We start from the raw sequence: 26,951 nt of genomic DNA on the forward strand, positions 1-26,951 counted from the left end.
ACTCAAAAACAACATATCATGCCGAACTTTTTTAAATCTTTCTTCTCCGGGAAATCGGAGACACCGGAAAGTGAAAAGCAGAAAAACGACCGGAAAAGATTCGAGATCTTCAAATATGACGGTTTGCGCGCGCAACGCATGGGACGCCCGGATTATGCCGTAAAATGTTTCACGGAAGCCCTTGCCATTGAGGAGGATTTCGAGACATTGGGATATCTCAGCCAACTCTACGTCCAATTGGGAGAAACGGCAAAGGCCCGCGAACTTTTGGAGAAAATGGCTGTAATGGAACCTCATGTTACCAATACTTTCCTGACATTGGCGAATGTATGCTTCATTCAGGAAGATTATCAGGCTATGGAAGAGGCAGCCAACAAAGCCATCGCCATCGAAGAAGGAAATGCCGTAGCGCATTATCTGCTGGGAAAAGCCCGCAAAGGCCAGGACGACGACCTGATGACTATCGCCCACCTCACCAAAGCTATCACCTTGAAGGATGATTTCATCGAAGCCCGCCTGTTACGCGCAGAAGCCTTATTGAAAATGAAACAATACAAAGAGGTAATGGAGGATGTAGATGCCATATTGGCTCAGAATCCGGAAGAAGAAACGGCGATACTCCTGCGTGGAAAGGTGAAGGAAGACAACGGAGAGTCCGAAGAAGCGGAAAAGGATTATCGACTTGTCACGGAAATAAATCCTTTCAACGAGCAGGCGTACCTCTATCTGGGACTACTTTACATCAGTCAGAAGAAACTGACGGAAGCTATCGGACTCTTTGACGAAGCCATTGAGTTGAATCCGAACTTCGCAGAAGCTTATAAGGAACGCGGACGTGCCAAATTGTTAAATGGCGACAAGGACGGTTCTATCGAGGACATGAAGAAATCATTGGAGCTGAACCCGAAAGATGAAGCCGGTTTGAACGGTGAATTCAAGAATCTGGGAGCAAAGCCGGAAACTCTTCCGGGTATCTTCTAAGTGTCCTTTTTATATTTTTTAGGCAAGAATAGAAAAAAAGTATCGCTTTTTGTTTGCATCTAACAGAAAATTATTACTTTTGCCCCAGAATTAGAAACCAAAGCAAAAACAAAGGATCGAATGAAATCGTTTACTTATGCATATTACTTCTTTTTTTACTTTTACTTTAGCAACAAAGTAGAGCGGGAGTTTGTATGTATCAAGTGACAGTGATGCTTAAGGACTGAATAGAGAAGTTAATCATATGAATCCCGCTCCAATATGGACGCGGGATTTTTTTATATAAACCATTTAGAACAATGAAAAAGATAGCAATTCAGGGAACATTAGGTTCCTACCATGATATCGCCGCACACAAGTACTTCGAAGGGGAAGAAATAGAGCTAATCTGCTGCGCCAACTTCGAGGACGTGTTTACTTCGATACGAAAAGACAGCCAGGTAATCGGAATGCTCGCCATCGAAAATACAATTGCGGGAAGCTTGTTGCACAACAATGAGTTGTTGAGACAAAGCGGCACACAAATTATCGGCGAATACAAATTGCGTATCTCACACAGTTTTGTCTGCCTTCCCGACGAAAGCTGGGAAGACCTGACGGAAGTAAATTCCCACCCTATCGCCCTGATGCAATGTCGCGAATTCCTGAACCAACATCCGCAACTGAAAGTAGTAGAGGGTGAGGATACGGCACGCAGCGCGGAAATCATCAAGAACGAGAACTTGAAAGGACACGCCGCCATCTGTTCCAAAGCGGCAGCCGAGCGTTACGGTATGAAGGTGCTTCAAGAAGGAATCGAGACAAACAAACACAACTTCACCCGTTTTCTGGTAGTTGCCGATCCCTGGCAGGCGGATGAGCTCCGCCAACATCATGCGAATGCTACCAACAAGGCAAGCATGGTATTCACCTTGCCGCATACGGAGGGCAGTTTGTCACAAGTGTTGTCCATCCTGTCTTTTTATAATATTAACCTGACCAAGATACAATCGTTACCGATCATCGGACGTGAATGGGAATACCAGTTTTATGTAGATGTGGCTTTCAACGATTATCTGAGATATAAGCAGTCCATTGCAGCAATCACTCCATTAACCAAAGAACTCAAAACATTAGGCGAATATGCAGAAGGAAAGTCAAATGTATAAGATCGCTCCTGCCGACAGACTGGCAAGCGTAAGTGAATACTACTTCTCCAAGAAACTGAAAGAGGTAGCACAGATGAATGCAGAAGGTAAGGACGTCATCAGTCTGGGTATCGGAAGTCCCGATATGCCCCCCTCCGAGAAAACCATCGAAACATTGTGCAGCAATGCGCATGATCCCAACGGACACGGCTACCAACCGTACGTGGGTATCCCCGAACTTCGCAAGGGTTTTGCCGCCTGGTATCAACGCTGGTATGGAGTAGAACTGAATCCGAACACGGAGATACAGCCTTTGATCGGCTCGAAAGAGGGAATACTCCATGTCACTCTGGCATTTGTCAATCCGGGAGAACAAGTGCTGGTTCCCAATCCGGGATATCCCACTTATACTTCGCTGAGCAAGATACTCGGTGCGGAAGTCATCAACTACGACCTCAAAGAAGACGAGAACTGGATGCCTGATTTTGAAGCCCTGGAGAGAATGGACCTCAGCCGTGTAAAACTGATGTGGACCAATTATCCGAATATGCCGACAGGCGCCAATGCAACTCCGGAATTATACGGGCGTCTCGTTGACTTTGCCCGCCGCAAGAATATTGTAATCGTGAATGATAACCCATACAGCTTTATCCTAAACGAGAAACCGATCAGTATTCTGAGCGTACCGGGGGCCAAAGACTGTTGTATCGAATTCAACTCCATGAGCAAAAGCCACAATATGCCGGGATGGCGTATCGGTATGCTGGCCTCAAATGCGGAGTTTGTACAATGGATTCTGAAGGTGAAAAGCAATATCGACAGCGGAATGTTCCGTGCCATGCAACTGGCGGCAGCCACTGCTCTGGAAGCTGAAGCCGACTGGTACGAGGGCAATAACAAGAACTACCGTAACCGTCGCCACCTAGCCGGTGAGATTATGAAAACACTAGGGTGCACATACGATGAGAAACAGGTAGGTATGTTCCTTTGGGGAAAGATCCCCGCTTCCTGCAAAGATGTGGAAGAGTTGACGGAAAAGGTATTGCATGAAGCCAGAGTGTTTATCACACCGGGATTTATCTTTGGCAGCAACGGAGCGAGATATATCCGCATCTCTCTTTGCTGCAAAGACGCCAAGTTGGAGGAAGCACTCGAAAGGATAAAAACAATGACACAATGTGCTGACAGCCAATGTGCCGATAAATAGAACAATTAAATAGTTTAGATAACCCAACTGCCAATAGAATTACTAGCACATTGGCATATTGATACATTATTATTATGGAACTCGAATCAATTTTATTACCGGGTATTGAGGCTAAAAGACCGATCGTCATTGCCGGCCCGTGTAGCGCAGAAACAGAAGAACAGGTAATGGATACAGCCAAGCAATTGGCAGCGAAAGGTCAGAAGATATTCCGTGCAGGAATCTGGAAACCACGTACCAAACCGGGAGGCTTCGAAGGTATAGGCGTCGAAGGTCTTGCCTGGTTGAAAGAGGTGAAAAGAGAAACCGGTATGTATGTCGCAACCGAAGTTGCAACGGCCAAGCACGTTTACGAATGTCTGAAAGCCGGAATCGATATTCTTTGGGTAGGTGCACGTACCACTGCCAACCCTTTCGCCGTACAGGAAATCGCGGACGCTCTGAAAGGCGTTGATATCCCCGTATTGGTCAAGAACCCTGTAAATCCGGATCTTGAGTTGTGGATCGGAGCCTTGGAACGTATCAACAATGCAGGTCTGAAACGTCTGGGTGCTATTCATCGTGGTTTCAGCAGCTACGATAAGAAGATTTACCGCAATCTGCCCCAATGGCACATTCCTATCGAACTGCGCCGCCGCATCCCTAATCTTCCCATCTTCTGCGATCCCAGTCATATCGGTGGAAAACGCGAACTGGTAGCTCCGCTTTGCCAGCAGGCTATGGACCTTAACTTCGACGGTCTGATCGTAGAAAGCCACTGCAATCCGGATTGTGCATGGAGTGACGCTTCCCAACAAGTGACTCCGGATGTACTCGACTATATCCTCAATCTATTGGTTATCCGTACCGAAACCCAATCGACCGAAAGTCTGGGGCTGCTACGCAAACAGATTGACGAATGTGATGACAACATCATTCAAGAGTTGGCAAAAAGAATGCGCGTTGCCCGCGAAATCGGTACATACAAGAAAGAACATAATATCACCGTACTCCAGACCGGACGTTACAATGAAATTCTGGAAAAGCGCGGTTCACAAGGGGAACAATGCGGTATGGATGCGGAATTCATGAAGAAAATTTTCGAGGCTATCCACGAAGAGTCTGTCCGCCAACAGATGGAGATTATCAACAAATAAACAATAGACATGAGAATATTAATACTCGGAGCCGGGAAAATGGGCTCTTTCTTTACTGATATATTGAGCTTCCAACACGAAACGGCCGTGTTCGACGTCAACCCGCACCAATTGCGTTTTGTCTACAACACTTATCGTTTCACGACATTGGAAGAAATCAAGGATTTTGAACCGGAACTGGTTATCAACGCCGCAACAGTAAAGTACACACTGGACGCTTTCCGCAAAGTGTTGCCTGTGCTGCCCAAAGATTGCATCATCAGTGATATCGCTTCTGTTAAAACGGGACTGAAGAAGTTCTACGAAGAAAGCGGCTTCCGTTATGTTTCCAGTCACCCTATGTTCGGTCCGACTTTCGCCAGCCTTAGCAATCTAAGCAGCGAGAACGCCATTATCATCAGTGAAGGAGATCACTTGGGTAAGATCTTTTTTAAAGACCTCTACCAGACCTTGCGGTTGAACATCTTCGAATATACCTTTGACGAACATGATGAAACGGTGGCTTACTCGCTATCCATCCCGTTCGTTTCGACGTTCGTATTCGCAGCTGTAATGAAACACCAGGAAGCACCGGGAACCACATTCAAGAAGCATATGGCTATTGCCAAAGGTTTGCTGAGCGAAGATGACTACCTGCTTCAGGAAATTCTGTTCAACCCGCGCACTCCGGGACAGGTGGCCAACATCCGCACCGAGCTGAAAAATCTTCTCGAAATCATTGAGAACAAGGATGCGGAAGGAATGAAGAAGTACCTGACAAAGATTCGGGAAAAGATCAAATAACCCGTAATCGGCAATCACTGATTACACATAAGATTTAACGGTCCCCTGCAAAAAAGTTCTTTGCAGGGGATTTTTTTATGTGTACCTTTGTATCCGCAAAAACAGATTTACAGGAGATAGAAAGAATGATAGATCAAGCTACCATAGACCGGATATTGGATGCGGCACAGATCATGGATGTCGTTTCAGATTTTGTCACACTACGCAAGCGTGGAGTGAATTATGTCGGTTTGTGTCCTTTTCATAACGACAAGACTCCTTCTTTTTATGTCTCTCCCGCCAAAGGGCTTTGCAAATGTTTCGCATGTGGAAAAGGGGGAAATGCCGTACACTTCATCATGGAGCACGAGCAGATGTCCTATCCGGAAGCACTAAGATACCTCGCCAAGAAGTACAATATCGAAATCAAAGAACGGGAACTGAGTGATGAAGAAAAGTTTGTGCAAAGCGAACGGGAAAGTCTGTTTATCGTCAATAACTTCGCACGCGATTACTTTCAGAATATACTGAAGAACCATGTAGACGGTCGTAGTATCGGGATGGCTTATTTCCGCAATCGCGGCTTTCGGGATGATATCATCGAGAAGTTTCAGTTAGGATATTGTACCGACAGCCACGATGCTTTCGCCCAAGAAGCAATACAGAAAGGATATAAGAAAGAGTATCTTGTGAAAACGGGACTTTGTTATGAAACGGATGACCACCGTCTGCGGGACCGCTTTTGGGGACGTGTCATATTCCCGGTACACACTCTTTCGGGAAAGGTAGTAGCCTTCGGCGGACGTGTGCTTGCCAGTGCGACCAAAGGGGTTAAGGTCAAATATGTCAATTCCCCCGAATCGGATATTTACCACAAGAGCAACGAACTATACGGTATCTATTTTGCCAAACAGGCGATTGTAAAACAAGACCGTTGCTTTTTGGTTGAAGGGTACACAGACGTAATCTCTATGCATCAATCCGGCATCGAGAATGTAGTGGCCTCTTCGGGAACAGCGCTTACACCGGGACAAATCCGTATGATTCACCGCTTCACAAACAATATGACGGTGCTTTATGACGGTGACGCCGCAGGTATCAAAGCTTCTATCCGTGGTATTGATATGCTGCTCGAAGAGGGTATGAACGTCAAAGTCTGCCTGCTTCCCGACGGTGACGACCCGGACTCTTTCGCCCGCAAACATAACTCTACGGAATTCCAGGCTTTCATCTCGGAACACGAAACGGACTTTATCCGCTTCAAGACTAACTTGCTGTTAGAGGACGCCGGAAAAGATCCCATCAAACGTGCGGAACTGATCGGCAATCTGGTACAAAGCATTTCGGTCATACCGGAAGCGATTGTACGGGATGTTTATATCAAAGAATGTGCCCAACTATTACATATAGAAGATAAACTGTTGGTTTCGGAAGTTGCCAAAAGACGGGAAACGCAAGCGGAGAAACGGGCGGAACAGACAGAACGGGACCGACGGATTGCCGAAAGGGCAGCCTCTATGCCACAAGGTGAACAGGCTGGAAATATGCCCGCTCCCAATGGGGATGTTCCATTGCCTCCTGAAATTACTGAGGCAGGATATACAGAATCCCCTTTCCCGCCACAAGAAGACAACTATGCTTCTTTTATTCCACAGGAAGGAAAAGAAGGGCAGGAGTTTTATAAATTCGAGCGGTTGATATTACAGGCTGTAGTCCGTTACGGTGAGAAAGTCATGTGTAATCTGACTGACGAAGAAGGAAATGAAATCCCAGTCACTGTCATAGAATATGTTGTCAATGACTTGAAAGAGGATGATTTGGCTTTCCATAATCCGTTGCATCGCCAAATGCTGTCGGAAGCTGCCGCACACATGCATGATTCGGCTTTTATCGCGGAACGTTACTTTCTGGCACATCCCGACCCGATTATCAGTAAATTGAGCGTAGACCTGATTAATGTGCGTTATCAACTCAGCAAATACCACTCCAAATCACAGAAGATTGTAACAGATGAAGAACGGCTCTACGAACTGGTTCCCATGTTGATGATTAACTTTAAATACGCAATCGTTACGGAAGAACTGAAGCATATGCTTTATGCACTGCAGGACCCGGCGCTCGCTCATGACAATGAAAAGTGCGACTCACTAATGCAACGTTATAATGAGCTGAGAACCGTACAAAGCATTATGGCAAAACGCTTAGGGGATAGGGTTGTTCTACGCTAACTCCCGTGCTGGATGAGATTCATAAACTCTTCGCGAGTCTTTGCCTGATTGAAAGCCCCCGTAAAGTCGGAAGTAGTAGTAATAGAGTTCTGTTTTTCAACGCCACGCATTTGCATACACATATGTTTGGCTTCCACTACAACCATTACACCTAACGGATTCAGCGTTTCCTGAATACACTCTTTGATTTGCAGCGTCATGCGTTCCTGCACTTGCAGGCGATGAGAGAATATATCGACCACACGGGCAATCTTACTAAGTCCCGTGATATAGCCGTTAGGAATATAGGCCACGTGTGCCTTTCCATAAAACGGTAGCATATGATGTTCGCAGAGAGAGAAGAAATCAATGTCTTTCACAATCACCATCTGACTGTATTCCTCTTTGAATTTAGCGGAACGAAGTACTTCGTGCGGATCGATGTGATACCCTTTTGTTAAACTCAGCATCGCCTTAGCTACCCGTTCGGGAGTTTTCAACAGCCCTTCCCGTTCAGCATCTTCGCCCAACAAAGTTATAATACTACGATAATGATTCTTCAATTCCTCCAAATTCGGAGAGACAATTTCTTCTTTTTCCAACATGACAGATTTATAAAGGAATATTGACCTGGTCTCTTACAATAGAAACCTCTTTAAACATACCGGTAGCTTTCAACCGACGCATCATTGCATCCGCCTCTTCAATGCTCCGGAAATCACCCACACGACAAAGCCAACGGGGCGAAATAAACGAAGTATATACCGACAACTCCGGAAAATACTCTTTGACTCTTGAAGCTACACGATCAGCATCGTTTTTTGCCTGTCGTGTATTATTGCCTGCATACGCCTGTATCCGGAAACCGGAAGTCTTTATCACCTTCTGTTCGCCTGTTGCAGGACGCTCCATGCCAATCAGAGCTTCAATACGGGGATCCTGGTGAATGGTCACCTTTCCCTGCCCCGGCACCGTACGCTCCAAACTCCTGATAATGCCCTGCGCCTGTGCACCGGCACCCACCAAGAGAAGCAATAGGACAAATAAAACAAGTTTTCTCATTTGATAATGAAATAGTTCACCACAGATTACACGGATTAACACAGATTTTCATTGAATGAAGTTAATCTGTGCGAGTCTGTGTAATCCGTGGTGAAAGTTAATTATGCATTGAACGCATCAATGATACCTTTGAAATCAGCAACCTTCAGAGCAGCGCCACCGATCAAACCACCATCAACGTCCGGATTAGCGAACAGTTCTTTTGCATTAGAAGGCTTGCAGCTACCACCATAAAGGATAGAGGTATTGTCAGCGATCTCCTTGCCATACTTGTCAGCAACGATTGAACGGATGAAAGCGTGGATTTCCTGAGCTTGTTCCGGAGTAGCAGTTTTACCTGTACCGATAGCCCAAACCGGTTCGTAAGCCAAGATAATCTTTGAGAAATCTTCAGCAGACAGAGAGAATACAGAAGCCATCTGTGCAGCTACCACTTCATTCTGCTTGTTAGCTTCGCGTTCTTCCAGAACCTCACCGATACAGAAAATCGGAGTCAGACCGTTAGCCAAAGCCAATTTCACTTTTTCTTCAAGGATAGCAACTGTTTCACCGTAGTAAGCACGACGTTCAGAGTGTCCCAAAATTACATATTTGGCTCCTGTAGAAGCAACCATCTCAGCCGATACTTCACCTGTATATGCACCGGAAGCCTTGTCTGCACAGTTTTCAGCACCTACACCAATCTTAGCAGCGTCTACCAACGGAGTGACAGAAGCCAAGTGGATAAACGGAGTACAGATGATCACATCACAGTTAGGCTTTTCGTTAGCCAATGCTTCGTTCAATTCTTTAGCCAAAGCGATACCCTCTTGAAGGGTTTTGTTCATTTTCCAGTTTCCTGCAACAATGTTCTTTCTCATTTTGTTTTCTTTATTTAAAGGGTTAATAAAACTTTTTTTTCGTTCTCTACGGCGAATAACCAGCACATCCACGCCCAGCACAAGCAACAACGGGATAACAAACCATAAGAAAACATATCCCACTGTGTGAAAATCACTTTCCAACTTTTGTTGTCCCAATGGCAAATTCTCCAGTTTATCGGTCAACACGTATTCGTCCGGAATATCCTCGTCACTCCACTTATTCAGAATAGTCCCGTTCTTAATCAGCATTAATCCCGGATTGGAACGCACCATCGTCTTCAGAGTTATATCATCCATCTGACAGAAAGGATACTCTGCACCGGTCTTGTCTTTCCATAATTCGATTTGTTCTTCGGGTGAGGAAGTCAGGCAATAAAATCTGTAACCATGTTCCACCGAATAATCATATATTTCATTAATCAAATCAATATTACTGTCATCCGCTTCCTCAATCCGGTGGGCAACCAACAGGAATGTATATCCCATATCGGTCAGGACATCTTCCGTAATATCATCTCCTGTATTCAAATCCATTATGGAAAAATCATGGATGGGCGGTTCATAGCCTTTTTCCTTAAGTACAGTACGCGTATCGACAAATGTCCAAGTACTGTCCGGATAGTTATCCAGCGTAAATTCTTTCTTTTCGCTATTCTTTTCCAGCACAAAGATACTTTCATATACACTCGGTTTCGCTCCATCGGGAATCGTCATCCCTTCCGATATATTCTTTCCAATCTTATACGGCCGGAAGTCTAAGACAGGCAAACGGTCCAAGCAATAGAATGACAAAGTAAACACAAAAAACAGTGTATATAATGAAACCAGCCATTCCATCTTCACGCTAATGAACCGGAACACCATCTTCCTATATCGGAACGTTCCGACAGCCGCAAGCAGGAGCACTACATTTTTGCCAAATGTCTCCCAATTCGTCAAAACCCAAGCATCGCCAAAACAACCACAGTCCGAAACCGGATCAAAGAGGGCAAGGTACAGTGTCAGTGGCGTCATAAAAATCATCAGTATTAACGCCAATGAAGAAGCAATTGTCCTTCGCGTTCCGAAAAACAAAGAGATACCAATAAAGAACTCGACGGAAGATAACACGATACCTCCCAATAGCGGGAAAAATGAAGGGAACCAAGAAGCCATTCCGAATGCAGCCAGATAATCCTGTATCTTATACTGGAATCCCAGTGGATCAACTGCCTTTACAAATCCGGAAAATATGAACGAAGCCGCCAGAATAAAGCGACCGGTGTTCGCCACCACTTCCTGAATGATATGTAAGTTCTTATCCTTCAAATTCTATCTTTATCAATCCAAAAACCGAATAATTAATCATGTCCATGTAATTGGCGTCAATTCCTTCGGACACCAATGTGTTACCGGACAGACTTTCAATCTGCTTGGTGCGGTAAATTTTCATCAAGATCAAGTCTGTATACGAGCTGATGCGCATACTCCGCCAAGCCTCATCATAATCATGGTTCTTGGCAAGCATCAGTTCCAATGCCGCTTGGGCATACTTATCATAAAGCGTCATCGCTTCTTCATTACTGATGTCGGCAGATTCGGCATATCCCAATTCCAACTGAATCAGTCCGACAATACCGTAATTGACAATCGCAATGAATTCGGAACGGATTCCTTCGTCTACCAAAGTCACTCCTTTAGTTTCAATACTACGTATCCGGTTGGCTTTGATAAAAATCTGATCGGTCACCGAAGCCGGACGCAGGATACGCCACGCAGGACCGTAATCGTGCAGCTTCTTGGAGAATAAGTCACGGCATAAAGCTATGACATGTTCAAATTGTTGCTTGGTATCTTTCATTTTCTTCCAAATAGTTCGCAAAGGTAACAATAATTAAGTAAAAACAGAAAGAGGGCACTCTAAATTATATTAAAGTGCCCTCTTCTAAAGATATTGTATTACTGTTTTATAAGCAAGATATTTATGAACAACGCAAAACTTGTCCGATGCGCAAAGTCGTTGTCGGCTTAATACGGTTTAACTTACAAAGCGTACTGACCGATACGCCACGCAACTTAGCGATGCGGGACAGGGTATCCCCACTTTTCACTTTATGATAGCGGATAGTGCCATCTGCCACTTGTGTATCATGAGAACCGGCGCGTTTCACACCTTTCGTCTTCCGGAACGTATAGGTATCGGCTACGATATCCTGTTTCGGGAAGTCGAACATATAAACCGGGTTGATTGCAATTCCTAAGAAACGAGTCTCAAAATGAAGATGCGAACCGGTAGAACGTCCCGTATTACCACCCAGACCTATCACTTCACCGGCTTTCACCAATTGATTTTCTTCTACCAACTGCTTGGACAAGTGTCCGTAAACAGTCTCCAAACCATTGTCGTGACGAATAACGACATACTTGCCATAACCTCTACGCTCATATTTCACGATACGCACCTTACCATCAAAGGCCGCCACGATAGTATCGCCGATATTAACCTTCAAGTCAAGACCGTTGTGCATTCTTCTCCAACGGGGACCGAAAGGCGAAGTTATCTTCGTACTCGGAGTCGGCATATGGAATCCGGTCAGGTCGATTGTATAAGTTTCGGGAATAATAGCGTTTCCGTAAGCATGTACATACTGGTTATTCCAGTTAGGATAAAGACTAAGGGCAGGATATTCGGACTGTTCGGCACGGATTTGCTTCTGCAATGCCAAAGAGTCAACAGTTTTCAATTTCTTGTCTATCGGTGCTTGGCGGGCAATCAGGTCTTGAGAGAAAGAGCTCAAACTAACCATAGCCGCTACAGCCACCAATCCGGTTTTAATAATGCAGTTAAAATTCATTCGTTCTTGTCAAATCATTTAATATTCGTCGTTTGCATACAGGTAATCAAAAGTAGCCTGCTTGTAATCGAATATTTCTTCCGGTTTAAAAAATCTCGTTAATTCAACAGCTGCGGTTTCCGGCGAATCGGAAGCATGAACTATATTCTCTTGAAAGCTCATACTGTAATCTCCACGAATGGTTCCCGGAGCAGCCAGACGTCCGTTAGTTGGTCCCGCCAATGTACGGACTGTTTGAATAGCATCCACACCCTCAAAACAACAAACGATGACAGGCGCTGTCATCATGGAATCTTTCACACGTTGAAAGAATGGCTTGCCGCTAAGGTGGGCATAATGTTCGCTTAACAATTCATCTGTCAGTTGCATCATCTTCATACCGGCCAACCGCAATCCTTTACGTTCAAAGCGATGGGTAATCTCACCTATCAATCCCCGTTGAAGGGTACATGGTTTTAAAATGACCAGCGTTTTTTCAAGCATAATACTCGACTTTATAAATTGGTTACAACGATACATTTACTAAAAAATTCTCCCAAAGGTAGCATTTTTCGATGAAACCACAAGGAAGTCATTAACTATTTTTCAGATGGTTAGCCGGTAAGCGGGCTAATAATTGTCCCCTAAACTCCTATAAATAGGGAGAATAAGGACTAAATATGTTTTGCAACACATTTACGTAAATAAACTGTATGTTTAACCGTTTTTCAGCTAATGGCAGCCCAGTTAACATTCGTTTTCCGCAATGCTTTCAGTTGTCGCCACAAAATCTCGTTCTCCGGATTTTGCGCTGCAAAGTCATGCTCTACTATTTCTTCGGCAATGGTACGGACATATTGCAGAAGTTGTCCGTCGCGGGCTATATCGGCAATCTTCAGGTCAAAAGCGACACCACTCTGCTGAGTACCTTCCAGATCGCCCGGACCACGAAGTTTTAAATCGGCCTCCGCTATTTCAAAACCATCGTTGGTACGCACCATTATTTCCAGTCGTTTACGAGTATCTTCCGTCAACTTATAATTAGTGACTAAAATACAATAAGACTGTTCCGCTCCACGTCCTACCCGTCCCCTCAACTGGTGCAATTGAGAAAGTCCGAAACGTTCGGCATTTTCAATAATCATTACCGAAGCATTCGGTACGTTTACTCCGACTTCTATCACCGTAGTAGCCACCATTATCTGTGCCTCTCCCGAAACGAAAAGCTGCATCTGCTCGTCTTTCTCAGCCGGTTTCATTTTGCCATGTACCTTGCAAACCTTGCACTTGGGAAATTTTTCAAGGATATGTTGATACCCCTCTTCAAGGTTCTTCAAATCGATCTTCTCACTTTCCTTTATCAAAGGATAAACGATATAAACCTGACGTCCCTCATCAATCTGCTTCTGCACCGAACGGTACATGCTCTCCCGACGATTGTCGAACTGATGCACAGTGGTTATCGGCTTTCGTCCGGGAGGCAACTCGTCAATAACAGACACATCCAGATCACCGTATAAAGTCATGGCCAATGTTCGCGGAATGGGGGTCGCTGTCATGACAAGCACATGTGGAGGTTGATTATTCTTACTCCACAGGCGGGCACGTTGCGCCACCCCGAAACGATGTTGTTCGTCAATAACCACGAATCCCAAAGATGAGAAATTTACAGTATCTTCGATAACGGCATGCGTTCCTATCAGGATATGTACATCTCCGGTCAGCAGTCCGGAAAGAATAGCCTCCCGTTTTTTTCCTTTAATGGATCCGGTCAACAACTCAACACGGATATCCATGCCGAAAAGCAGTTCTTTTATGGTTTCATAATGCTGATTGGCGAGTATCTCCGTAGGGGCCATCATACATGCCTGATAACCATTATCCAAAGCCAGCAACATACTCATCAAAGCAACCAATGTTTTTCCGCTTCCGACATCCCCTTGCAAAAGGCGGTTCATCTGCCGCCCGCTGCCTACGTCGTTACGTATTTCCTTCAATACCCGTTTCTGAGCACCCGTCAGCTGAAAAGGAAGATTCTTGGCATAGAATGTGTTAAACACATCCCCTACCTTCTCAAAAACATAGCCCCGATATCTTCTCTGCCTGTCTTTGGCATACCGAAGAATATTCAATTGCACATAAAACAGTTCCTCGAATTTGAGACGGTATTGCGCTCTGCGGAGCAAATCGGGGTTGGCAGGGAAATGAATATTCCGAAGCGCTTCCGTCAAGGGCATCAGATGATGTTCCGCCAGCAGTTTGGGCGAAAGAGTCTCGGGCAAAGGCTCCTGTATCTGCTGAATGACAGTAGCCATCATTTTCTCTATTGCATGGGAGTTGAGGAAGCTGCGCTTCATTTTCTCCGTCGTATTGTAATAAGGCTGCAAACCTACGGACGAAAGTTTCAGTTCATCCGATTTGTCTATATCGGGATGCGCTACGTTGATACGTCCGTTGAACACGGTCGGTTTACCGAAAATGATATACTCTTCGTGAAGTTTATATTTGCCTAAGATGTACTTTATTCCTTGAAACCACACCAGATCCACTACACCCGTCCCATCCGAAAAATGAGCAGTCAGGCGACGCTGCCGTCCTTCACCGATAGCCTCAAAGCCGAGAATCTCTCCCTTCAATTGGATATACGGCATATTGCCATCTATTTCGTGAATGTAATAGATGCGGCTCCGGTCAACGTATTTATAAGGAAAGTAGTAAATTAAATCGTGTAAAGAGTAGATTCCAAGCTCCTTATTTAATATAGCGGCCCTCTGAGGGCCTACACCGGAGATAAACTTTATGTCTCGTGTGACTAAATCGAACATTTACAAAAGTGCACTCCCTATTTTTAAATCGAAAGGGGTCGTTATTTTTATATTCTCACGATTGCCCTCGGCAAGATATACAGGCACTCCCATTGCTTCTACCACAGAAGCGTCATCTGTAAAGAACGGGGTAAACTCCTGCGTATATGCCCGCTTCAAGAGTTCAGTATCGAATACTTGCGGTGTCTGCACCAGTTTATAATCATTGCGACTGACTGTCTCGCTACTATTGCCGGTCAAATGGCGTACGGTTTCCACTACATCGATAACAGGAATTACAGCCTTCCTTGTCTCCGCCAAATCGTAACAGTTACGGATTACGTTGACCGAGACAAACGGACGAACCCCGTCATGAACTCCCACCAATCCGGATTCCCGCACCAACGCCAAACCATTCTTTACCGAATGGAAGCGTGTCTCTCCCCCATCGGCAATGAGGTGCCCTACGCCAAAATGATATTCTTCACAAAGCTGTTTCCAGAAATCCTGTTGTTCTTTGGGAAGCACTAATATAATCTGAAGCGTAGCCTCATACTTCCGGAATGCTTCCAACGTATGCATCAGTACAGGTCTACCACCGATAGGAAGAAATTGTTTCGGAAGCTCACTCCCCATTCGCAACCCCTTCCCACCGGCGACAATAATGACATATTTCTTCATAAACGGCTTAGCGCTTAACACACATCGCTTCCGCCAATTCGTCTACTTTCTCTTTACCAGCCAACAGCTCTACGATAGCTAAAGCAAATTCCATAGCAGCGCCCGGTCCCATACCCGTTATAATATTTCCGTCACGGACAACGTGTTCACCGACACATTCCGCACCTTCCAGATACTGTTCGAATCCGGGATAACAAGTAGCTTTCTTACCTTTCAGCAATCCCAATTTGCCCAATACCATCGGAGCCGCGCAAATGGCAGCGATAGGCTTGCCTTTTTCCGCAAAGCTAAGAATCAGTTTGCGCAATCCTTCGTGCTTATCAAGCGTAGCTGCTCCCGGCATTCCTCCCGGCAACAACAAAAGCTCAGCGTCAAAGAAATCGCAATTTTCAAAGTTGACGTCGCAAAGAAGGGACACATCATGTGCTCCGACTACGATTTCATCCGGTGTAACGGATACGATTTCTACATTCAGTCCGGCACGTCTCAACGTGTCAACAGCAGTTAATGCTTCGATTTCTTCAAAGCCATCTGCAAAAAATGCGTATACAGTTCCCATATATAATAATGTATTAATGTGCCAATATGCTAATGTGCCAATTGGCTGCGCACTGATCGTTAACTATTCTCTATCTCAACTTAAAGTTATACGTAATCGTTCCAATCTGATTCGTCATTCTTTCCACCGCCTCAAAACGGGCTTTCTTTGCCGCATCTTCGGCTGCTTTCCGTAAGAAACGGTTCGGAGTATTCGTATGCGAAAGATTGATACTGGTTGCAATCACCTGTCCGGCAGGATTTACCGTGATATTCACAACAACCCGTCCCTCTTCCTGTACATTATAAACAGGTTTCGGCAGACTGGTGCCTGCACCTAAAGAACGTCCGCCGAGGTCAAATGTTCCCTCGCCTCCTATTCCTATTTTCGCACCGGTAGAAGAATTGCCTTCTTTGCTGCCTTCCGTACCTGTGCCACCGGTTGCCGTCCCTTTATTGCCGGTCATTTGCGCTCCCTTACCAAAAGCACCGGCAACTTTCTTCCTTGCGGCTTCTTCGGCAGCCTTACGTTCACGTTCCGCCTTTTCCTCTGCAAGCCGTTTGGCTTCCGCAGCTTTCTCAGCTTCGGTCTTTTCCGGTTTCTTCACAGGTTCTTTCGGCTTAACCGTCTCCTTAGGTTTCACCGTCTCCTTTTTAACTTCTTCTGTTTTCGGTTTCACAGCGACCGTTTCCTCCTCAGTTTGCGTCAACAGGTCTTGTTCTGAAGGTAGTTCCGGCTGTGTTTCCGCAGGAGCTGCCGCATCCTCATCCAGCACGTCCGCATCTACCAGCGAAGGGTCGTCAAAGCCACGCGCCGATTCCACATTGCCCATCATCACGGGTATTCCACCCGCATCTTCATCCGGCTGCGGAACAGTGAAGCTCACCAGAATCAAAAGAGCAATCACTGCCACGTGCACCAGCAATGCACCCAGCGCTCCTATGTATTCACCCTTTTTTCTTCTGTCCATCATTCTTATCTGTTTTCGGGCGGGCGTGTAGCCAGCACCATCTTAAAATGATTCTCGTTCGCGATGTTCAGCACCCGTACTATTTCACGGTAAGGCACTGATTCATCGGCATATAATGCCACATACATTTCAGGTTCCTTCTCCGCACAGCTCTGCAAAAATGATGTCAAATCATTCAACGCTACGGGTTGCTCCTTCTCATTGCCGAAAGCCGCATAGAAATTCAAGTCCTTATCGATAATGACTCTGGTCAGCGGTTTGGCCGAAGTTTGCTGCTTGCCTTGCGGTAACAGCACTTTAATAGCATTGGGCGACACCACAGTAGAGGTTATCATAAAGAATATCAGCAACAGAAATATGACATCCGTCATGGAAGCCATACTGAAATTGGGCGATACTCTATTTCTTCTTTTTAATCCCACTTTATTAGTGATTAATGGTTAGTGATTAGCTGTCAGCTATAAAGTTACTTTTGGGCAGGCTCGTTCAACAAATCCATGAATTCCATTGTGCGGGATTCCATTTTGTTTACGACACGGTCTACCAACATCACCAGATAGTTATAAGCAAACATGGCAATGATACCGACAATCAGACCTCCGACTGTAGTAATCATCGCTTCATAGATACCACCGGAAAGCAGCGTAATATCTATATTCCCGCTACCCGCATTCGCCATCTCGTAGAATGCGCGCACCATACCGGTCACCGTTCCGAGAAATCCCAGCATTGGAGCACCGCCGGAGATAGTCGCCATCACGGTAAGCCCTTTTTCCAGCTTTGCAACCTCAATGTTACCTACATTCTCGATAGCTACCTGTACATCATTTATCGGACGTCCCAAACGACTGATACCTTTTTCAATCATACGCGCCGAAGGGGTATTCATCGTACGGCAATAGTTGATAGCCGCTTTGATTTCTCCGCTATGAATATAATCTTTAATCCGCTCCATAAACATAGGATCCTCTTTCCCGGCCTTACGGATCATATAGTTACGTTCAAACAGGATATAGAAACAGACCACAGACAGTACGCCCAGCACAACCATAATCCATCCCCCCTTGATAGCCATATCAAGCATATTCATTTCAGGAGTGCCAACCTCCGTCAGTACAGGGTTGGCGGTAGCCAGCGAGTCAGCCATATTCATAGCCCCTTGAGCCAACAATATCATTGCATTCATCAGCGTAAACAGTTTTTATATTCCTGAATGGTACGTTCCAATCCTAAATACAGTGCGTCACTAATCAAAGCGTGCCCGATAGAAACCTCATCCACCCAAGGAATGTTTTTATAGAAATAGTTTAAATTAACAAGACTCAAATCATGACCGGCATTGAGACCGATGCCCAATTTACGAGCGGTTTTCGCAGCTTCAATAAAAGGGGCGATAGCCGTTTCCGGGTTCTTCGGATAATTCGTAGCATACGGTTCCGTATAAAGCTCCACACGATCGGCACCAGCCTTTGCCGCATATTCCACCATTTCCGAATCGGCGGCAACAAAAACGGATGTACGAATACCCGCACTGTTGAATTGGTCGAGAACTTCCGTCAGAAATTCCAGATTTGCTTTTGTATCCCAGCCTGAATTGGAAGTCAATTGTGAAGGGTCATCGGGAACCAAAGTTACTTGATGCGGCTTTACCTTCAGCACCAGGTCTATAAACTCAGGTGACGGATAACCTTCGATATTAAATTCAGTCCGCAACAAAGGGCGCAAGGCGTATACATCCGAATGGCGAATGTGGCGTTCATCGGGACGGGGATGAACCGTTATGCCGTCTGCTCCAAAAGACTCACAATCAAGGGCTACCTTCACCACATCGGGAACATTTCCTCCCCGTGCGTTTCTCAGCGTAGCTATCTTGTTTATGTTCACACTTAATTTAGTCATAGTTCTACGTAATATTTGCCGCAAAAATACAAATATTATTATTAGTTGCCTAATAATACGAAACGCATTCTCCGTTCTTTTTTGGTTATTTAAAGTAGAAATCCAAGAAAAAGTGCCAAATTTGCAACCGAAACCAATGATACAGCTTATGAAATTTGCCATCTTCGGAAATACTTATCAGCCCAAAAAGTCTTTTCACGCCGCCAACCTGTTTCAATTATTGAAGAGGCAGGGAGCTGAAATATGTGTATGCAGAGAGTTCTACCAGTTCTTGATTTCAGAACAAATGGAAATCGAAGCCGATCAATTACTGGATGGCGATGATTTTACAGCCGATATGGTGATCAGTATCGGAGGTGACGGAACTTTTCTGAAAGCCGCCCGCCGTGTAGGCAGGAAAGGAATTCCGATTCTTGGCATTAATACGGGACGTTTAGGATTCCTTGCCGACATCTCTCCCGAAGAAATGGAAGAGACATTCAATGAAATTCATGCCGGACGGTACAGTGTGGAGGAAAGAAGCGTGCTGCAATTGATTTGTAACGACACACATTTACAGGAATGCCCCTATGCCTTGAACGAGATAGCAGTATTAAAGCGGGACAGTTCCTCCATGATCAGTATCCGCACGGCTATTAATGGCGCTTTTCTAAATACATATCAGGCTGACGGACTGGTGATTGCCACTCCGACCGGATCGACCGCATACTCATTGAGCGTGGGCGGGCCTATCATTGTGCCCCACTCCAACACTATCGCCATCACTCCCGTAGCTCCACATAGCCTCAATGTCCGTCCCATCGTTATCCGCGACGATTGGGAAATCACACTAGATGTGGAAAGCCGTAGCCACAACTTCCTCGTCGCCATCGACGGTCGGAGCGAAACCTGCAAAGAGACTACGCAACTTACTATCCGTCGGGCTGACTACAGCGTAAAAGTGGTAAAAAGGTTCAATCATGTTTTTTTCGATACACTCCGTACCAAGATGATGTGGGGAGCGGATGGCAGAGCGCAATAACTCATTTTGTGCCCACCGGCTTAATTTAATGTGAACGCCTGGGAACCGATCAAGTTGCCGCCTTCGAAAATATCCACCCGATAGTTTCCGGCGTACAAGAATTCTTCCACATCCCAAAACACATTCACATTCTGCTCTTCGCCATTGTACTCGATATACTTCTTAATGGAATAGGTCAATGTTCGGTTTTCATAAGGGAAAGTATTGGATGCGCTCTTGGTCAACACATCATTATCCGGTTTGGTAATACGTATATAGACAGTACGCTCTCCGTTCTCAGCCGTTATATTCTTCACAATAGTAAAGCTGATAGCCAATTTCACGACATCTTTCACTTTTTTCGCCACTTTACCGCGTTTATTGCGTGGTTCGACACGAATATTGGTCGCATCAAGCTGGGCTGCCAACGTCACTTTCTTATCCAGATTCTTCTTTTCTTCGGAAAGGTTATCAATCTGTCGTGAAGCCTGATTGTATTTCTGGGTGACTTCCGCGATGACTTGTTTCTGTTGTGCCGTCAGTTTATTCAGTGAATCTATCTGGTTGATATAGCCAATCATTACCTTGCGCAAGGTAGCCAATTCCTTCTTCAGACGACGAATCTCCGTCGCATTCGAACTTTTCACCGTACGGAGTTCTTCCAATAATCGCTGAGTCTTCAACTGCTCTTGCTCCAGCAACTGAGATAAAGAGTCATTGGAAATTGTCATCTTTAACTCATCATATTGTTGTGCAAAACGAGTATATTCGTTTTCCAGATCCTCCTTATCTAATTGGAATTCCTGTACCAACTCCCGGTTAGCCTGTTTTTCAGTAAATAACAGATAGGTAACACCGATAATCGCTATCACTAATACGGCAACAGCCGCAATAAGAATGCCTTTTTTGTTCATAGTTCCAGTACGTTAATTGATAACCGCCGCAAAAGTAATCATTTCGTAATAGAAGTCAAGCAGAAAAGCAGAGAGTTTTTTATATCCCCTCTGCTAATCCATACAATTTTAACTTATTGATTTGTCAACTAACAACCTAAACCGACAAGCAACATTATAGCCAAAGATATTCGTTCATAGTTCTTACTTTTTCCTTAAAGAGGATAGAAAGCCAATCCAGGAATATTCCCTATTATCTGTTTAAGGTCATCCAAATCCAAATATCGGGCATTTTGACACAGACTTTGGTACTTCTTTACTCCAATCCGCTTTACTATATTCTGTACGACTTCTTCACAAGGAGAATTTATCCCATCTGATAAATCCCACAATTCTTCCACATTATCTTTGCGCTTAGTAACAAACCGAAATCCCCTTTTCTTCAGTTCCTGCAGCAATTCTTCTTTCCCGACGCGTGCATTCACATGTACGGTTTTATTCTCCAAAAGAACACCTTTCTCATAAGCATCCACCACTTTCTGTAGATCACGTTTTATCCTGTCGATCGTTGATACAGGAGGGACAAACTGCCAAAACAATAATGGAATATATCCTTGAGTCAATTCATACAAAGGTTGTGATATTAAATACTCATTTAAATAAGTCCCTTGTACGGAAACCTTTGTTTGATTCCGATTCTTATACATAAAGTACATACCCATGTTTGCACCGAGATTATACATATCCATCATATCGTGAGTAGCAATCAAAGAATAGACTTGTGCCGGAGTATGTTCACGAATACCTTTTGATATATTATCAATTTGTCTGTTAACAACACCGCTCTCCCAATCGGCCAAGTCCTTACCTTTTTCAAGAGATAACATATTATAGTCCACAATATTTCTTGATATTGTATGGATATCATGCTCTGAACCAGATTGAGTATATAAAATATAAAGAGAACCGTTTGCATATTCCTGACTATCCACTCCTGTTTTACTTATTTTCCGGCAATAAGATTCACTTTTCACGTCCTCCCCTATGCCTGCGATAATTACGTTTTCTACTTCATGCTCTATTATAAACTTCCGGTATTCATCAGGCAAAGCCAACAATTTTATCCAGGCAACTCCGACATCATCCATAGAAGCATCATATCCCAATGTCGCATAACAAGGTACTCCAGCTTGCGAGGAATATTCTAATATGGAAGAAACTTCTTTGGTAGAATTGACAGAAACCAAAAAATGTAATGGCAATACGGGAGCCTCCATAGCTGCAGAAAGATAAGGTACCGTCGGTACTCCCGTAGCTATTATCACAGTTTTAAGTTTCTTCGACTTACCCAAATACTCATTATATAAATCTACTGTATGCTGAACGGATTGTTGAAGGAAATCAGGTGTCCCCCATACCGGTTTGGGACCTCCTCCCGGGCCAATCTGCCATGTATGGCTCACACCTGCCGTCAGATTAGCTAAAGATTTTTGGACAGCATATTCCGCACTCATCCCACCATCGAGCATAAACACATTCAAACCTTTATATTCCTCTTTAGCGATCTGATAGGTAGTCAACATTCCGGGAGTTACCACCCTAAAATAAGAAGAATATGTCAACTGTCCCTCCTCTTTTTGATAAACACCTACGGCTGTAGGCGTAAATTCTGAAGGAACTTCCCAAACAAATGGTTCTCCACCAATCTCCGCAAGAACCGGTTCTCCTTTCTTGGAGAGATATTTCAGTATAATCGTTTTACCTTCTGACTTCCCATCAAAAGTAAACACAACCTTCTCCCCTTGTGAATAAACGAATTTATCCGTCAGCACACGAGCTCCAATCTCTCCTCCTGCCAATAATGCAATGAAGAAAGTTACCATCAATTGTTTTATATTCATTTCGTTAGTTTAAATCTTAAATCCGATGTTATATCAATGTTCTACTAATCTCATATTTCCAACCTGTGCACAAATAGTACGAAGCTCCTCCAATGTCAGGTACTCCATCGACTTAACCGTATTCCGATACTTCTGCACTCCAATACGTTCAATTATATCATAAGCAAATTCTTCAGCCGAACCTATTTTATGATTAATGCGTCCCAAATACTCTTCCGTTTCTCCATCATCTTCCGGATTCCATTTATCTACACTCTGCCTAATTCTAATATTCTCCGAAGTGACACCTCTTGCTATCAGCTCGTCATAAAACTCATAGCGTCTCATATTAGAATTCAGATAGAAAGATCCCTCATACAGATGATCGACAACATCAGGAAAATACCCGGCAATAGCTGGCTTCAGATAACCATCAATACGTTCTACTGTAGAAGCCGCCGAATTAAATTGCCAATATAATAAAGGTACATATCCAACAAACGCTTCATATTGAGGGTGATTCGTAAGATACTCGTTAAAAATAACTCCATTCACAAAAGGTGCCTGCAACTTGCTTTGATTCTTTTTTATATATTGAAGCGTCAGGAAAGAAGATATATTGTACAAAGCCATCATATCATCAGTCTCAATCGTATAAGCTTTCACATTTGCCATCGCTTGCGCAGAGCCGGATATATTGGTTATCTGATCATCAACAATTCCGCTTTCCCAATCAGATATATACTGTCCTTCACCCAATTTTAACTGATTATAGTCATACAACCGATGTTTCAATGCGTCAATATCGGCATCCGAACCAAAGTTAGTATACAATATATATAAAGAGCCAGGTGCATATTCATCGGTAATTGTATTCTGCGTCAAAACCCTTCGGGAATAAGACTCTCCATGTCCTTCCTGACCTACTCCATAAATATAAACTTCTTCCACCTGATGGTCTTTTATAAATTGCTTATATTCTTCCGGCAAATCCAATAATTTTATCCAGGCAACTCCCACTCCGGGCATAGAACCGTCATAACCCAATGTAGCATAAGACGCATATCCATTTTGATTGGAATAATCGAGTATAGCTTGTACTTCGGAAGCAGAATTAGCCGATACCAGATAATGAATAGGTAAATAGGCTGCCCCCATCATTGTTGCAAAGTAAGAAACAGATGCGATCCCTGTTCCAATCACCACTCTCTTTATCTTTGTAGCAGCTCCGATCTCCGAATTGTAAAGCTCAACAGTTTTGCGAACGGAACGTTGCAAAAACTCCGGAGTAGGCGCAACCGGATAAGTACCACCCTGCGGAGCCTCCTCCATGGTGGCAGCTATTCCCTGATCGAAAGCAATTATCGTTTTTAATACACCGAACCCGGCACTCATATCTCCTATCTGACGATAAACAGGAAGTCCCTGATAATCTAACTTTTGAATATCGTAAGTCAACAGCGACTGCTCGTTGACAGCTCTGAAATATGTTCCGTCAATTGTAGTGGTTATCCCATCTTCAAAATTTAACAGGAACTTGACAGCACAGAAAGAAGAAGGCTTTAATGCAGCTGGAAGGGTATACAGTGTCCCGGCATCCACAGGAACAGATTGTCCCGGTTCTATTTGAATATGGGAAGCAACAGACTTTTCTGTCAATACACACCCTCCATCATCCAAGTTCTGAATCACCACTTTTACTTCACGAATATCCATCGGATAGTTCGTTTCATTTTTCAAGGTAAAAGAGCAATTTACAGGATCTCCCGGCCAATAGGCAACTTTATTTAATTTCACATCAGAGGCTTTAGCCATTGTTGTACGAAAGCCGTCATCAACAACTTCCGAATCTTTGCATCCGCTTATGATAGCCAATGCAGAAAAAGTGATGATTATACTTGAAATATAACTAATTATTCTCATTGTGTTTTTCTTTTAAAATTGAATCCTTGTATTTATTCATCAATAAAGTAGCAATCTCAACAACATTACCAACCGGTTCGGAAGGATAACGTTCATGTGACTTGACCCAGTCAATTTCAAACTGCGTCACTCTTTGATGAAAAGCATCAGCATTAAACGGCTGCTTGTTAGAAACAGAGCGAATAACTTCATCTATAAACATTTCCCAACGAGGCGCATAATATCCCGATACTAAACCTCCCCAAGTACGATTTGCATAATCGTTTAAACTTTGATCTTTATCTCCCCAGGTTGAAACGATAGTACGGGCATTTTCTTCGTAATAATTTTTAGAGGCTTCGTCTGTACCTAATGAACGGGCATCTTCAATCCATTTTCCCAGTAAAAAAGAAGATTGTGTACTTAATAAAGTATCAACATCACGCAGTAGTTGTTTCATTTCAGCTCCTTTTTGTTTTAATAGCGGTAATTGCTTCCGGGAATAAGCTTCCGCAAATTCATCGCGAAGCTTCCCGAAATAATTCCCCAGCACTTGCCTTCCTATATTAACAACATCATATTCATAAGTAGAATGTCGATGTTCTCCGGCTTTCAACAACATCTCCCATACCTCAAACAAAGTTTCATTGGAATACGCTACCGTAGGCGTAGTCGTCCAATTGCCATTTCCTTTTAAACAAGGACGCGCATTCATCAATGTCCCCTGTCCCAAAGCAGCTGGTACTGTATAAATACTGTCATAAAGCAATTTCCATGCCCGACGCATTTGTTGGTTTTTCAAGCCAATTCGCCTGTCTGCCAGTTGTTCTATCCATACAGAGTCCGGCAGATTACAATCCCATGCTTTACTGAAAACATATTCATACATGAAAGGATTTACATCAAACCCCTCCAAAGTAGAACCCAGTCCCGAAAAGTTTTCTCCACCATTGGTATATACATTTTCGATTCGTTTCCCCACTTCTTTGGTGTTTCCGGCAAGCATTGTATTTCCTCCGAAATTTCCTAAATAGCACCATAAATATGGTTGCCCGAAATACCGATCTGTCTGCTTCCAGACTTCAGTATTCTCACAATAATAGTCCAGTAGCAACAGTTTATCTTGAGGGACTGCTTTCAAGAAAGCTTCTACCCGTTCGTTTGTCCATAAATGTCGGTCAATATAGAATAACCATGTCATTTGTAACCAAGTAGCATCCGGATCGACATGCGTCATCGATTGATAAATATGCTTCGAGCAATTGGCTAAAAATTCCGGTTCCCAACTTGGAGGGGCTACTTCATTAAAAGGATCTGCCCCATAAATATGGTCTGTTCCGAACAACTTAGTTTGCTCTTCCAAAAACTCTTTCTGTATGGTTGCAAACAATGGATCAAGCGGATCCAGAAAGTGGCTTCTGTATTTATCCTCGAAACCTCCCCAAGAACTCATCCGGCTAATCTTAGCTTCCGGATAGATTCTTTTAAGTTCCGACGGTACATGTCCGGCAAATGCAGGAAGTATGGGGCGCATATTAAATTGACGTTCACGGGCTACGATTTGTTTCTGCAATGCTTCTTGTGTATCCAGCCATTCTTTAGGCAGAGGCCCCTGCCAATAATCCAGGTTAGACATACGATGCCAAGGCAAGTGAGCAGGCCCTGTGAAATAGTTCCGTATTTCCTCATCCGTCAATCCTAATTTCGTCCATACGCGATACCAGACAGATTCTTGTCCGGTGATTGCCAAAGGCATATTGATTCCATTTAAAGCCATCCAGTCTATCAACCGTTCCCAATCCTTCCATGTCCACCATGGCATTGTATAACCGAAGGTACAGTAATTAAGAAAGAATCGGTTCTTGCAACGGGCAGTCGAAGTTATTTTTGCCGGTGGCATGGGTAATACTTCCGGCATCTCCACCGTATCGTTCACATACCAGGAAACAGAGGTAAGGCAGTAATGATTCAGATAATAGTTCAGCCCTACAGCCATCGAATTTGCGTTATTTCCCCGTATTCGTACTATTCCTCCTTGCGCTTCTATTTCATACCAATCTTTATCAATCTTTTCCGATTGTTCAAAACTAAATTGGGAAGCATACTCCGGAAATAAACGTTCCACCATCTGTTGCATCGCTTTTTCATCTTCTGTACTTTCTTTGCAGGAAGAACACAATACGATCAACATCAGTAGAAATAAACATTTAATCTTACACATACTAT

24 protein-coding genes are annotated in these 26,951 nt (G+C 44.0%); 7 read left to right on the forward strand and 17 right to left on the reverse strand.

What is annotated here, in order from left to right:
* Window positions 1-18: 18 nt before the first annotated feature.
* The 6 genes from GD630_RS12060 to dnaG all read left to right on the forward strand — a co-directional run bounded on the left by GD630_RS12060 (window position 19) and on the right by dnaG (window position 7,441).
* Window positions 19-981, forward strand: coding sequence for a tetratricopeptide repeat protein (locus tag GD630_RS12060; protein WP_007764416.1), 963 nt, complete (start codon window positions 19-21; stop codon window positions 979-981).
* A 299-nt stretch (window positions 982-1,280) separates the two neighbouring features.
* Entirely contained in the window at window positions 1,281-2,129 is an 849-nt protein-coding gene (locus GD630_RS12065; RefSeq protein ID WP_007749359.1) for a prephenate dehydratase, read from the forward strand.
* Complete coding sequence (locus GD630_RS12070) at window positions 2,104-3,315, forward strand: pyridoxal phosphate-dependent aminotransferase (protein WP_143864801.1); 1,212 nt, start codon at window positions 2,104-2,106, stop codon at window positions 3,313-3,315. Before GD630_RS12065 ends, GD630_RS12070 begins: the two co-directional genes overlap by 26 nt.
* Window positions 3,316-3,389: 74 nt before the next feature.
* On the forward strand, window positions 3,390-4,451 hold the full coding sequence (locus GD630_RS12075; RefSeq protein ID WP_143864800.1) for a bifunctional 3-deoxy-7-phosphoheptulonate synthase/chorismate mutase type II: 1,062 nt from the start codon (window positions 3,390-3,392) through the stop codon (window positions 4,449-4,451).
* Between the two features lie 9 nt (window positions 4,452-4,460).
* Window positions 4,461-5,234 carry a prephenate dehydrogenase gene (locus GD630_RS12080; RefSeq protein WP_007749366.1) on the forward strand — a complete coding sequence of 258 codons (774 nt, stop codon included), beginning with the start codon at window positions 4,461-4,463 and terminating at the stop codon, window positions 5,232-5,234.
* 125 nt (window positions 5,235-5,359) lie between these two features.
* On the forward strand, window positions 5,360-7,441 hold the full coding sequence (gene dnaG, locus GD630_RS12085; protein ID WP_143864799.1) for a DNA primase: 2,082 nt from the start codon (window positions 5,360-5,362) through the stop codon (window positions 7,439-7,441).
* Here dnaG and folE read toward each other — a convergent pair.
* The 13 genes from folE to GD630_RS12150 form a co-directional block, all read right to left on the reverse strand.
* Window positions 7,438-8,025, reverse strand: coding sequence for a GTP cyclohydrolase I FolE (folE, locus tag GD630_RS12090; protein ID WP_007749368.1), 588 nt, complete (start codon window positions 8,023-8,025; stop codon window positions 7,438-7,440). The two genes, dnaG and folE, sit on opposite strands and share 4 nt — an antisense overlap.
* Before the next feature lie 7 nt (window positions 8,026-8,032).
* The gene (locus GD630_RS12095; RefSeq protein WP_143864798.1) at window positions 8,033-8,482 is read right to left on the reverse strand and encodes an SPOR domain-containing protein; all 450 of its coding nucleotides are present in this window, start codon (window positions 8,480-8,482) and stop codon (window positions 8,033-8,035) included.
* Between the two features lie 101 nt (window positions 8,483-8,583).
* On the reverse strand, window positions 8,584-10,653 hold the full coding sequence (locus GD630_RS12100; protein WP_143864797.1) for a BT_3928 family protein: 2,070 nt from the start codon (window positions 10,651-10,653) through the stop codon (window positions 8,584-8,586).
* Window positions 10,643-11,185 (reverse strand): DUF1599 domain-containing protein, encoded by a 543-nt coding sequence (locus GD630_RS12105; protein ID WP_143864796.1) that lies wholly within the window; start codon window positions 11,183-11,185, stop codon window positions 10,643-10,645. Before GD630_RS12105 ends, GD630_RS12100 begins: the two co-directional genes overlap by 11 nt.
* 121 nt (window positions 11,186-11,306) lie before the next feature.
* Entirely contained in the window at window positions 11,307-12,179 is an 873-nt protein-coding gene (locus GD630_RS12110) for a peptidoglycan DD-metalloendopeptidase family protein (RefSeq protein ID WP_007764387.1), read from the reverse strand.
* Window positions 12,180-12,197: 18 nt separating this feature from the next.
* Window positions 12,198-12,662 carry a nucleoside-diphosphate kinase gene (gene ndk / locus GD630_RS12115; RefSeq protein WP_022275728.1) on the reverse strand — a complete coding sequence of 155 codons (465 nt, stop codon included), beginning with the start codon at window positions 12,660-12,662 and terminating at the stop codon, window positions 12,198-12,200.
* Between the two features lie 224 nt (window positions 12,663-12,886).
* Window positions 12,887-14,983 carry an ATP-dependent DNA helicase RecG gene (gene recG, locus GD630_RS12120; protein ID WP_143864795.1) on the reverse strand — a complete coding sequence of 699 codons (2,097 nt, stop codon included), beginning with the start codon at window positions 14,981-14,983 and terminating at the stop codon, window positions 12,887-12,889.
* Window positions 14,984-15,643, reverse strand: coding sequence for a 2-C-methyl-D-erythritol 4-phosphate cytidylyltransferase (locus GD630_RS12125; protein WP_143864794.1), 660 nt, complete (start codon window positions 15,641-15,643; stop codon window positions 14,984-14,986). It lies immediately after the preceding gene.
* Between the two features lie 7 nt (window positions 15,644-15,650).
* On the reverse strand, window positions 15,651-16,202 hold the full coding sequence (locus GD630_RS12130; RefSeq protein WP_007749390.1) for a DJ-1 family glyoxalase III: 552 nt from the start codon (window positions 16,200-16,202) through the stop codon (window positions 15,651-15,653).
* Window positions 16,203-16,272: 70 nt separating this feature from the next.
* Window positions 16,273-17,151, reverse strand: a complete 879-nt coding sequence (locus GD630_RS12135; RefSeq protein WP_182505769.1) for a TonB family protein — start codon at window positions 17,149-17,151, stop codon at window positions 16,273-16,275.
* 5 nt (window positions 17,152-17,156) lie between these two features.
* The gene (locus GD630_RS12140) at window positions 17,157-17,573 is read right to left on the reverse strand and encodes an ExbD/TolR family protein (RefSeq protein WP_029425952.1); all 417 of its coding nucleotides are present in this window, start codon (window positions 17,571-17,573) and stop codon (window positions 17,157-17,159) included.
* A gap of 44 nt (window positions 17,574-17,617) precedes the next feature.
* Window positions 17,618-18,337 (reverse strand): MotA/TolQ/ExbB proton channel family protein, encoded by a 720-nt coding sequence (locus GD630_RS12145; RefSeq protein ID WP_007749402.1) that lies wholly within the window; start codon window positions 18,335-18,337, stop codon window positions 17,618-17,620.
* A complete protein-coding gene (locus GD630_RS12150) occupies window positions 18,337-19,050 on the reverse strand; it encodes a pyridoxine 5'-phosphate synthase (protein WP_007764373.1) in 714 nt (237 codons plus the stop codon). The genes GD630_RS12145 and GD630_RS12150 overlap by 1 nt, the downstream gene beginning before the upstream one ends.
* A 148-nt stretch (window positions 19,051-19,198) precedes the next feature.
* Between GD630_RS12150 and GD630_RS12155 the strand changes: the two genes are divergently transcribed.
* Window positions 19,199-20,071, forward strand: coding sequence for an NAD kinase (locus GD630_RS12155; protein WP_017143139.1), 873 nt, complete (start codon window positions 19,199-19,201; stop codon window positions 20,069-20,071).
* A 20-nt stretch (window positions 20,072-20,091) separates the two neighbouring features.
* Here GD630_RS12155 and GD630_RS12160 read toward each other — a convergent pair whose 3' ends face one another.
* The 4 genes from GD630_RS12160 to GD630_RS12175 all read right to left on the reverse strand — a co-directional run bounded on the left by GD630_RS12160 (window position 20,092) and on the right by GD630_RS12175 (window position 26,946).
* Window positions 20,092-20,964 carry a GumC domain-containing protein gene (locus GD630_RS12160; RefSeq protein WP_055278679.1) on the reverse strand — a complete coding sequence of 291 codons (873 nt, stop codon included), beginning with the start codon at window positions 20,962-20,964 and terminating at the stop codon, window positions 20,092-20,094.
* A gap of 194 nt (window positions 20,965-21,158) precedes the next feature.
* Window positions 21,159-22,844 (reverse strand): hypothetical protein, encoded by a 1,686-nt coding sequence (locus GD630_RS12165; RefSeq protein ID WP_143864792.1) that lies wholly within the window; start codon window positions 22,842-22,844, stop codon window positions 21,159-21,161.
* Window positions 22,845-22,877: 33 nt separating this feature from the next.
* The gene (locus GD630_RS12170) at window positions 22,878-24,746 is read right to left on the reverse strand and encodes a hypothetical protein (RefSeq protein WP_143864791.1); all 1,869 of its coding nucleotides are present in this window, start codon (window positions 24,744-24,746) and stop codon (window positions 22,878-22,880) included.
* Complete coding sequence (locus tag GD630_RS12175; RefSeq protein WP_238482905.1) at window positions 24,733-26,946, reverse strand: alpha-N-acetylglucosaminidase; 2,214 nt, start codon at window positions 26,944-26,946, stop codon at window positions 24,733-24,735. The genes GD630_RS12170 and GD630_RS12175 overlap by 14 nt, the downstream gene beginning before the upstream one ends.
* Between the last annotated feature and the right edge of the window lie 5 nt (window positions 26,947-26,951).

The sequence above is a fragment of the Bacteroides zhangwenhongii genome, from assembly GCF_009193325.2.
Lineage (GTDB): Bacteria > Bacteroidota > Bacteroidia > Bacteroidales > Bacteroidaceae > Bacteroides > Bacteroides zhangwenhongii.